This window comes from Micromonospora sp. RV43, assembly GCF_001029515.1.
GTDB lineage: Bacteria > Actinomycetota > Actinomycetes > Mycobacteriales > Micromonosporaceae > Micromonospora > Micromonospora aurantiaca.
In genome coordinates this window covers 1-7,864 of record NZ_LEKG01000245.1, presented here as the reverse complement: position 1 = coordinate 7,864, position 7,864 = coordinate 1, and the positions used below count along the sequence as shown (strand labels likewise).

The window sequence follows — 7,864 nt, the reverse complement described above, 5'->3', positions numbered from 1 at the left end:
GGTCAGCGGTCATCCAGGAGCGGCTGGGTGGGGTTCCACGGGGTTCCGGTTTCGGCGTCGTGGCGGCGGCGGGCTATCGCGGACAGCGCCTCCAGCACCACCCGGTTGCCCAGGTACGCGGTGATGTCGGCGTGGTCGTACGGCGGGGCGACCTCGACCACGTCCAGCCCGACCACAGGCAGCTCGTAACAGACCCGGCGCACCGCGTCGAGCAGTTGCCGGGAGGTGAACCCGCCCGGCTCGGGCGTGCCGGTGCCGGGTGCCATGCCCGGGTCGACCACGTCCACGTCGACGGAGAGGAACACGCCCTCGCACTCGTCGGTCGCGATGCCGAACGCCTCGGTGAGGCAGGTGTCCAGGCCGCGCGCCACGACTTCGGTCATCTCGTACGAGCGCATCCGCTGTTCCGCCATCCACGCCAGCGTGTCCGGGCCGGGCCAGTAGCCGCGCAGCCCGATCTGGAGGAAGCGATCGCCGCGTACCGCACCGGACTCGATGAGCCGGCGCATCGGCTGACCGTGGCCGTGCAGCGAGCCGAACTCGACGTCGCCGGTGTCGGCGTGCGCGTCGAAGTGCACGAGCGACACCCGGCCGAGCCCGTGGTGCCGGGCCACGCCTGTGGCGTCGGGCAGCGCGATGGAGTGGTCGCCGCCGAGCACCACAGGGATCGCCCCGGCGGCGGCGACCGCGTGCACGGCGGTCTCCAGCGCGGCCAGCGAGCGCTCGATGTCGCCGCTGAACATCTCCACGTCGCCGGCGTCGTAGACGCACAGGTCCTTCAGCGCGTCGACGCGCAGCGCCAGCGAGGGGCGGGAGCCGTCGTGCGGCAGGTAGCAGGCCTGCCGGATGGCGGACGGCCCGAACCGGGTGCCCGGCCGGTGCGAGGTGCCGCCGTCGAACGGCGCCCCGATGATCACCACGTCCGCGTCGGCGTACGTGACCGGTTCCTCGACTGTGCACGGTGGCACGCCGAGGAACGTGATGTCGGGACCGTACATCGGGCCGTACCGGGTCATCGTTCCTCCATCCCCCACGGCGAACCGTAGCCGGTGAGCAGGTCCAGGAAGGGGATCGGCGGGAACGCCTCCGGGCCGAGCACGCCCGTGCCGGACCAGGCGCCGGTGGCGAGCAGTTCCAGCGCGACGACCGGGTTGACGGCGGTCTGCCAGACCACCGCCTGGTGGCCGTACTCGGCCATCGACCACTCGTTGTCGACCACGTGGTAGAGGTAGACGCGGCGGGGCCGCCCGTCCGGCCCGGTGCCGGTGACGTACGTGCCGGCGCAGGTCTTGCCGCTCATCCGGTCGCCGAGCGTGGCCGGGTCGGGCAGCGCGGCGGCCACCAGGTCGCGCGGCGACACGTCGACCCCGCGTACCCGCACCGGCTGGGTGGAGTCCAGCCCGAGCTTGTGCAGCGTGCGCAGCACCTCGATGAACTCGGCGCCGAGGCCGTACTTGAAGGTGACCCGCTTCGCCGGCACCCAGCGCGGGATGAGCAGCACCTCCTCGTGCTCGACGTTGACGCACTCGACCGGGCCGATCCCGGCCGGCAAGTCGAACACCTCGGGCTCGCTGAACGGTTCGGTGGTGAACCAGCCGCGCCCGGCCTCCCAGATCACCGGCGGGTTGAGGCACTCCTCGATGGTGGTCCAGATGGAGAACGAGGGCGCGAACTCGTACCCGGCGACTGTGAGGTTCGCGCCGTCGCGTACCCCGATCTCGTCGATCTCGGCGAAGAGTTCGTCGGCGGCGTAGCGGGCGAAGACGTCGGACAGGCCCGGTTCGACGCCGATGCCGCAGAGCGCGAGCCGTCCGGCGGCGGCCCACTGCTCCGCGACGGCGAACTGCTCGTCGCCGAGCTTGACCCCGGTCTCGGCGTAGGGGTGCTCGGGGTGCGGCCGGGACAGCGACATCGCCATGTCCAGGTAGTCGGCCCCGGCGGCGAACGCACCGTCGAAGATCGGCATGACGAAGCGCGGGTCCACCGCGTTGAGCACGTGCGTGATCCGGTGTTCCCGGCACAGCGCGGCCACCGCGTCGGCGGAGGCGGCGTCCACTGTGGCGGCGACGAACCGGTCGCCGTGCCCGGCGACGGCCCGCGCGGCCCGCGCCGGGTCGTGGTCGGCGACCACCATGATCTCGAAGAAGGTACGGCGGGCGGCGATGGATACGGCGGCGGAGCCGACGCCACCGGCGCCGACGAGGAGGATACGCATCAGGAGTCGAACCCCAGTCCAAGACGGTCGAGAGTACGGAGCCAGAGGTTGCGCCGTCCGTCCCGCGCGTCGGCGCGGGCGAGCGACCATCGGGTGAGGTTGATGCCCACGGACCGGGCCGGTTCCGGCGGGAACGGCAGCGGCTTGCGGCGCACCAGGTCGAGCCGGGTCAGCGGGGTGTCAGTGCCGGAGAGCAGGTCGAGCGTCACGCGGGCGCCGAACCGGGTCGCGCCGACGCCGAGCCCGGTGAATCCGGCCGCGTACGCCAGGCGTCCGGAGTACGCGGTGCCGAAGAACGCGCAGAACCGGGTGCAGGTGTCGATGACGCCACCCCAGCGGTGGCTGAACCGCAGGCCATCGAGTTGCGGGAAGGTCGCGAAGAAGTGCGACGCCAGCGTGGTGAAGGTGGCCTCGCGCTGCTCCAGCGCGGGCGCCACCCGGTTGCCGTAGTGGTAGACGGCGTCGTAGCCGCCGAACAGGATCCGGTTGTCGGCGGTGAGCCGGTAGTAGTGGAACTGGTTGCCGGTGTCGGCGAGCCCCTGCCGGTGCCGCCAGCCGATCGCGTCGCGCTGCGCCCCGGTCAGCGGCTCGGTCATCAGCGCGTAGTCGTAGACCGGCACGATCCAGGAGCGCAGCCGGCGCAGCAGCGGCGGGAACGCGTTCGTGGCCAGCACGACCTGCCGCGCCCGTACCGCGCCGGGCGCCGCGTCCGCGCCGCCCGCGGTGGTGGCGCGCAGCCCGGCGCCGTCGCCGGTCAGGCCGGTGACGCGGGTGTGCTCGTGCACGCGTACGCCCAGGTCGAGCGCGGCCCGGCGCAGTCCCCAGGCGAGCTTCGCCGGGTCGAGCAGGGCCACCCGGTCGCGGTCCCACATCCCGCCCAGGTACGTCGGCGACGCCACCTCGGCGCGTACCTCGTCTCGGTCGAGCAGCCGCACGTCGTGGCCGTACCGGCGGGCCAGCTCGGCGTCGGCGGCGAGCCCGTCGAGCTGGTACGGCTCGACAGCAACCGCCAGTTCGCCGGTGCGTTCGAAGTCGCAGTCGATGCCGTACTTCGCCACGGTGGCGGCGATGGCGTCGAGGTTCTCCCGGCCCAGCCGTTCCAGCTCGCCGATCTCGCCGGGGAACCGTTCGACGCCGTTGGCGAGCCCGTGGGTGAGCGACGCGGCGCAGAACCCGCCGTTGCGCCCGGACGCCGCCCAGCCGCACGTGCCCGCGTCGACGAGCAGGACGTCGCGGTCCGGGTCGGCCTCCTTCGCGAGCAGCGCGGTCCACAGCCCGGCGTACCCGCCGCCGACGACGAGCAGGTCGGCGGTGTGCGTCCCGGTCAGCGGCGGCAGCGGGTCGGGGCGAGCCGGGCGGTCCAGCCAGTACGACACGGGCGCGGCGTCGGCCAGCGCCCGGCCGGTATGCGGGAGTGTCATGGCTTGCCCGCCGGTGTGGCGACCATCGCGAGGGCGGCCCGTCGCGCCCGCCGCCCGCGCAGCGAGGTGGCCCCGACCAGCAGCAACGCGATCACGAACATGGCCGTGCCGATCACGTTCACCTGCGGCGGGATGCCCCGCTGGGAGGCGCCCCAGACGTACATGGGGAACGTGACAGTGGTGCCGGCGTTGAAGTTCGTGATGATGAAGTCGTCGAAGCTGAGCGAGAACGCCAGCAGCGCGGCGGCCACGATGCCGGGTAGCACGAGCGGCAGCGTGATCCGGCGGAACGTCTGCCACTCGCTGGCGTACAGGTCCATCGCGGCTTCCTCCAGCCGCCGGTCCATGCCGGAGAGCCGGGCCTTCACGGTGACCACGACGAACGACACGCAGAACATGACGTGCGCGATGACGATGGTCCAGAAGCCCTGCGGCACCCCGGCGGCGACGAAGAGGGCGAGCAGCGAGGTGCCCATCACGAGTTCCGGGGTGGCCATCGGCAGGAAGATCAGCCCGTTGAGCCCGGAGCGGCCGCGGAAGCTGTGCCGGACCAGGGCGAACGCCATCAGCGTGCCGAGGAGCGTGGAGACGACCGTGGCGATGAGGCCGATCTGCATGCTGCGCACCACGGCGTCGCACATGTCCGAGGTGGCGCAGGGCTGCTTCCAGTTGTCGAGCGTGAACTCGTTGAAGTCGTAGGAGAGCCGGCTGGAGGGCCGGTTGAAGGACAGGCCGGCGACCACCATGATCGGCAGCGTCAGGTAGCCGAGGACGAGCAGTGCCACGCCCATCACCCACCGGTCGGCGAGCCAGCGCCTGAGTCCGTTCACAGCGCCCGCCTTTCGTTCGCGACTGCGGGGCTCCGCTTCGCTGCGCTCCTCGCGCTCACAGAACCTCCTCCGTGCCGGCCTTCCGCAGGTAGACGAAGACGATCGCCAGGATCGCGGCCATCAGCAGGAACGACAGCGCCGCGCCCTGCGGATAGTCCAGCCGGACCAGGAACGCCGAGTCGATGACGTTGCCGATCATGTACTCGTTCGGCGTACCGAGCAGCTCGGCGTTGATGTAGTCACCGGTGGCCGGGATGAAGAACAGCAGCGTGCCGGCGATCAGGCCAGGCATCGACAGCGGCAGCGTGACCTTGGCGAACGCGCGCAGCGGGCTCGCGTACAGGTCGCTCGCCGCCTCCAGCAGCCGGGAATCGAGCCGCTCCAGGCTCGCGTACAGCGGCAGCACCAGGAACGGCAGGAAGTTGTACGTCAGGCCGAGCACAACGGCGATCGGGGTGGCGAGCAGCCGGCCGTCCGGGCCGAGCAGGTGCACGTCGCGCAGCAGCCCGACCAGCGCGCCGTTGTCCGACAGGATGGTCTTCCAGGCCAGCGTGCGCACCAGGAAGCTGGTGAACATCGGCGCGACCACCGCGACCAGCAGCAGGTTCTTCCACCGGCCGGCCTTCTGCGCGATCGCGTACGCCAGCGGGTAGCCCATCAGCAGCGCGAGCACCAGCGCGATGGCCGAGTAGAGGAACGACCGGGAGAACTGCGGCCAGTACGCCTGCAACGCGTCCGGGTAGTTGCTGAACGCCCAGGTCATGGCGTACCCGGTGGAGAGCGAGCCGGCCGGGTCGTAGAGGCTGGCCGAGGCGAGCTGCACCAGCGGGAGCGCGAAGAAGACGAGCAGCCAGACCGCGCCGGGCAGCAGCAACAGGTACGGAAGGAGGCGGCTGCGCCCGCGCCGCACCGGCGGCGGCACCGGCTTCCCGGCGGAGGTCGGTACGTGGGCCAGCGCGCTCATGCCGCCACTCCGCTTCGCTCCGTGCCGCCATGAGGCACCTTCGCGCTGAGCCGGCCGATTCGCTCGCTACGCTCGCTCATGCCGACGCACCCACCGGCGGCTCGTCGAGCAGCGGCGTGGTCTGGTCGTCCTCACCGGCGGCCCGGGGCAGCAGGAACGCGTGCCGCGGATCCCAGTGCGCGGTCACCGCCGTGCCGACGGCGAGGCGGCCGCCCAGCCCGCTGTTCGCCGCGAACGCGGACAGCTCGCTGCCCCACGCGGTGCGCACCAGGTACTGGGTGCTCACCCCGACGTAGGAGGTGTCGGTGACGATGCCGCCGACGTGCTGGTGCCCGGCCGGCACCCCGTCCGGGCCGTCGGCCAGGTGCAGCTTCTCCGGACGTACGCCGAGGAAGGCCGGCCCGTCGGTGAGCCGTGCCCGGCCGGCGGGCACCGAGAAGCGCGAGCCGTGCGCCGTGACCAGCACGTCGTCGGCGGCGCGACCGCCGGCTTCGGCGGCGAGCAGGTTGGACTGGCCGAGGAAGTTCGCCACGAACGCGGTGGCCGGGTACTCGTAGATGTCGGCGGGCGCACCGAGTTGCTCGATCCGGCCGGCGTTCATCACCGCGACCGTGTCGGCCATTGTCATGGCCTCCTCCTGGTCGTGGGTGACGTGCACGAACGTGATGCCGACCTCGGTCTGGATCCGCTTCAGCTCGATCTGCATCTGCCGGCGCAGCTTGAGGTCGAGCGCGCCGAGCGGCTCGTCGAGCAACAGCACCTGCGGGTGGTTGATGAGCGCCCTGGCCAGCGCGACGCGCTGCTGCTGGCCGCCGGAGAGCTGGGCCGGGCGGCGCCGCCCGTACCCTTCGAGCTGCACCAGCGCGAGCATCCGCTCCACCTGGTCGCTCACCTTGCGGATGCCGCGGCGGCGCAGCCCGAACGCCACGTTCTCGTGGATGTCCAGGTGCGGGAAGAGGGCGTAGCTCTGGAAGACGGTGTTCACCGGCCGCTTGTACGGCCGCAGCCCGGCGATGTCCTGCTCGCCGAGCAGCACCTGCCCGCTGGTGGGCTGCTCCAGCCCGGCGATCATCCGCAGTGTGGTGGTCTTGCCGCAGCCGGACGCGCCGAGCAGGGCGAAGAACGAGCCCTGCGGGATGGTGAGGGTGAGGTCGTCGACGGCGGTGAAGACGCCGAACCGCTTGGTCAGGTCGACCAGTCGCAGGTCACCGGCCGGGGTCTGCTGCCCCTTCACGCGCCGATCACCTGCTGGAACTTGGTCTCGTACTCCTTCTCCTGCGCTTCGTCGAGCGCCATGAATACCTTGGCCTTGGACAGCATCGTGTCGTCCGGGAAGATCAGCGGGTTGGTCGCCAGATCCGGGTCGATCTTCTCCATCTCGGCCTGCGCGCCCTGCACGGGGCAGATGTAGTTGACGTACGCGGCCAGCTTCGCCGCCACCGCCGGGTCGTAGTAGTGGTTCATCAACGCCTCGGCGTTGGCCTTGTGGGTGGCCTTGTTCGGCACCAGCATGTTGTCCGACCAGAGCATCACGCCGGACTCGGGCACCACGAACTTGATCTTGTCGTCCTCGAAGCCGAGCTGCACGACGTCGCCGGACCAGCCGATGCACGCGGCGATGTCGCCCTTGGCCAGGTCGGGCGCGTAGTCGTTGCCGGTGAACCGCCGGATCTGCTTGCTGTCCACCGCCTTCTTCAGCTTGTTCAGCGCGTCGTCGAACTGGGCCGGGGTGAACTTGGCCGGGTCGTGGCCGAGCGACTGGAGCAGCAGGCCGATGGTGTCGCGCATCTCCGACAGCACTGTCACCTTGCCCTTGAGATCGGGGCGGGTGAGCAGCTCGTCGACGGTGCGGATCTCCTTGGCGACCTTCGCGTTGTACGCGAGCCCGGCCAGCCCGGACTGCCACGGGACCGCGAGCTGGGTCTCGGCGTCGAAGGAGCGCCCGCGCAGCGACGACAGCAGGTTCGCCTCGACGTTGGGCATCTTCGACTTGTCGAGCTTCTGCACCCAGCCGAGGCGGATCATCCGGGCGGCCATCCAGTCGGTGAGCACCATGATGTCCCGGCCGGTGCTCTGACACCCGGCGAGCTGGTTGCGCACCTTGCCGAAGAACTCGTTGTTGTCGTTGACGTCCTCGGTGTACGTCACCTGGATGCCCGACGCGGCGACGAACGCGTCGAGCGTGGGGCGCTTGGACTCGTCCTTCTCGTCGGTGTCCATGTACTGCGGCCAGTTCGAGAAGGCGACCTTCTTCTCGGTGGCGGACAGATCCTCGCTCTTGCAGCCGGCTTCGGTCTGCTGGGCGCCCTTGGTCCCGCAGCCGGCCAGGGTGCCCGCGGTGGCGAGCAGCGCGGCCGAGCCGACGGTCCCGGTGAGCAGACCACGCCGGGTGAGGGGCCGGAGGGGACTACGCATGTGACGACTCCTTGGGGGG

7 protein-coding genes are annotated in these 7,864 nt (G+C 71.1%); all 7 read right to left on the bottom strand.

Annotated elements, in window-relative coordinates; all coding sequences use genetic code 11:
* Window positions 1-2 precede the first annotated feature (2 nt).
* Window positions 3-1,016 (bottom strand): agmatinase, encoded by a 1,014-nt coding sequence (gene speB, locus ABD52_RS34665; RefSeq protein WP_047894510.1) that lies wholly within the window; start codon window positions 1,014-1,016, stop codon window positions 3-5.
* Window positions 1,013-2,215 carry a saccharopine dehydrogenase family protein gene (locus ABD52_RS34660; RefSeq protein ID WP_047894509.1) on the bottom strand — a complete coding sequence of 401 codons (1,203 nt, stop codon included), beginning with the start codon at window positions 2,213-2,215 and terminating at the stop codon, window positions 1,013-1,015. The genes speB and ABD52_RS34660 overlap by 4 nt, the downstream gene beginning before the upstream one ends.
* Entirely contained in the window at window positions 2,215-3,636 is a 1,422-nt protein-coding gene (locus ABD52_RS34655) for an FAD-binding oxidoreductase (protein ID WP_047894508.1), read from the bottom strand. The genes ABD52_RS34660 and ABD52_RS34655 overlap by 1 nt, the downstream gene beginning before the upstream one ends.
* Entirely contained in the window at window positions 3,633-4,466 is an 834-nt protein-coding gene (locus ABD52_RS34650; RefSeq protein WP_013284170.1) for an ABC transporter permease, read from the bottom strand. Before ABD52_RS34650 ends, ABD52_RS34655 begins: the two co-directional genes overlap by 4 nt.
* A gap of 55 nt (window positions 4,467-4,521) precedes the next feature.
* Window positions 4,522-5,430: an ABC transporter permease gene (locus ABD52_RS34645; protein WP_013284169.1), complete on the bottom strand. Its 909-nt coding sequence runs from the start codon at window positions 5,428-5,430 to the stop codon at window positions 4,522-4,524.
* A gap of 76 nt (window positions 5,431-5,506) precedes the next feature.
* Window positions 5,507-6,664 (bottom strand): ABC transporter ATP-binding protein, encoded by a 1,158-nt coding sequence (locus ABD52_RS34640; protein ID WP_047894507.1) that lies wholly within the window; start codon window positions 6,662-6,664, stop codon window positions 5,507-5,509.
* The gene (locus tag ABD52_RS34635; RefSeq protein ID WP_030271186.1) at window positions 6,661-7,845 is read right to left on the bottom strand and encodes a spermidine/putrescine ABC transporter substrate-binding protein; all 1,185 of its coding nucleotides are present in this window, start codon (window positions 7,843-7,845) and stop codon (window positions 6,661-6,663) included. Before ABD52_RS34635 ends, ABD52_RS34640 begins: the two co-directional genes overlap by 4 nt.
* Window positions 7,846-7,864: the final 19 nt, after the last annotated feature.

Excerpts from the sequence above, each read along its gene's own strand:
- speB (WP_047894510.1), bottom strand. The coding sequence starts at position 1,016 with ATGACCCGGTACGGCCCGATGTACGGTCCCGACATCACGTTCCTCGGC.
- ABD52_RS34660 (WP_047894509.1), bottom strand. The coding sequence starts at position 2,215 with ATGCGTATCCTCCTCGTCGGCGCCGGTGGCGTCGGCTCCGCCGCCGTA.
- ABD52_RS34655 (WP_047894508.1), bottom strand. The coding sequence starts at position 3,636 with ATGACACTCCCGCATACCGGCCGGGCGCTGGCCGACGCCGCGCCCGTG.
- ABD52_RS34645 (WP_013284169.1), bottom strand. The coding sequence starts at position 5,430 with ATGAGCGCGCTGGCCCACGTACCGACCTCCGCCGGGAAGCCGGTGCCG.
- ABD52_RS34635 (WP_030271186.1), bottom strand. The coding sequence starts at position 7,845 with ATGCGTAGTCCCCTCCGGCCCCTCACCCGGCGTGGTCTGCTCACCGGG.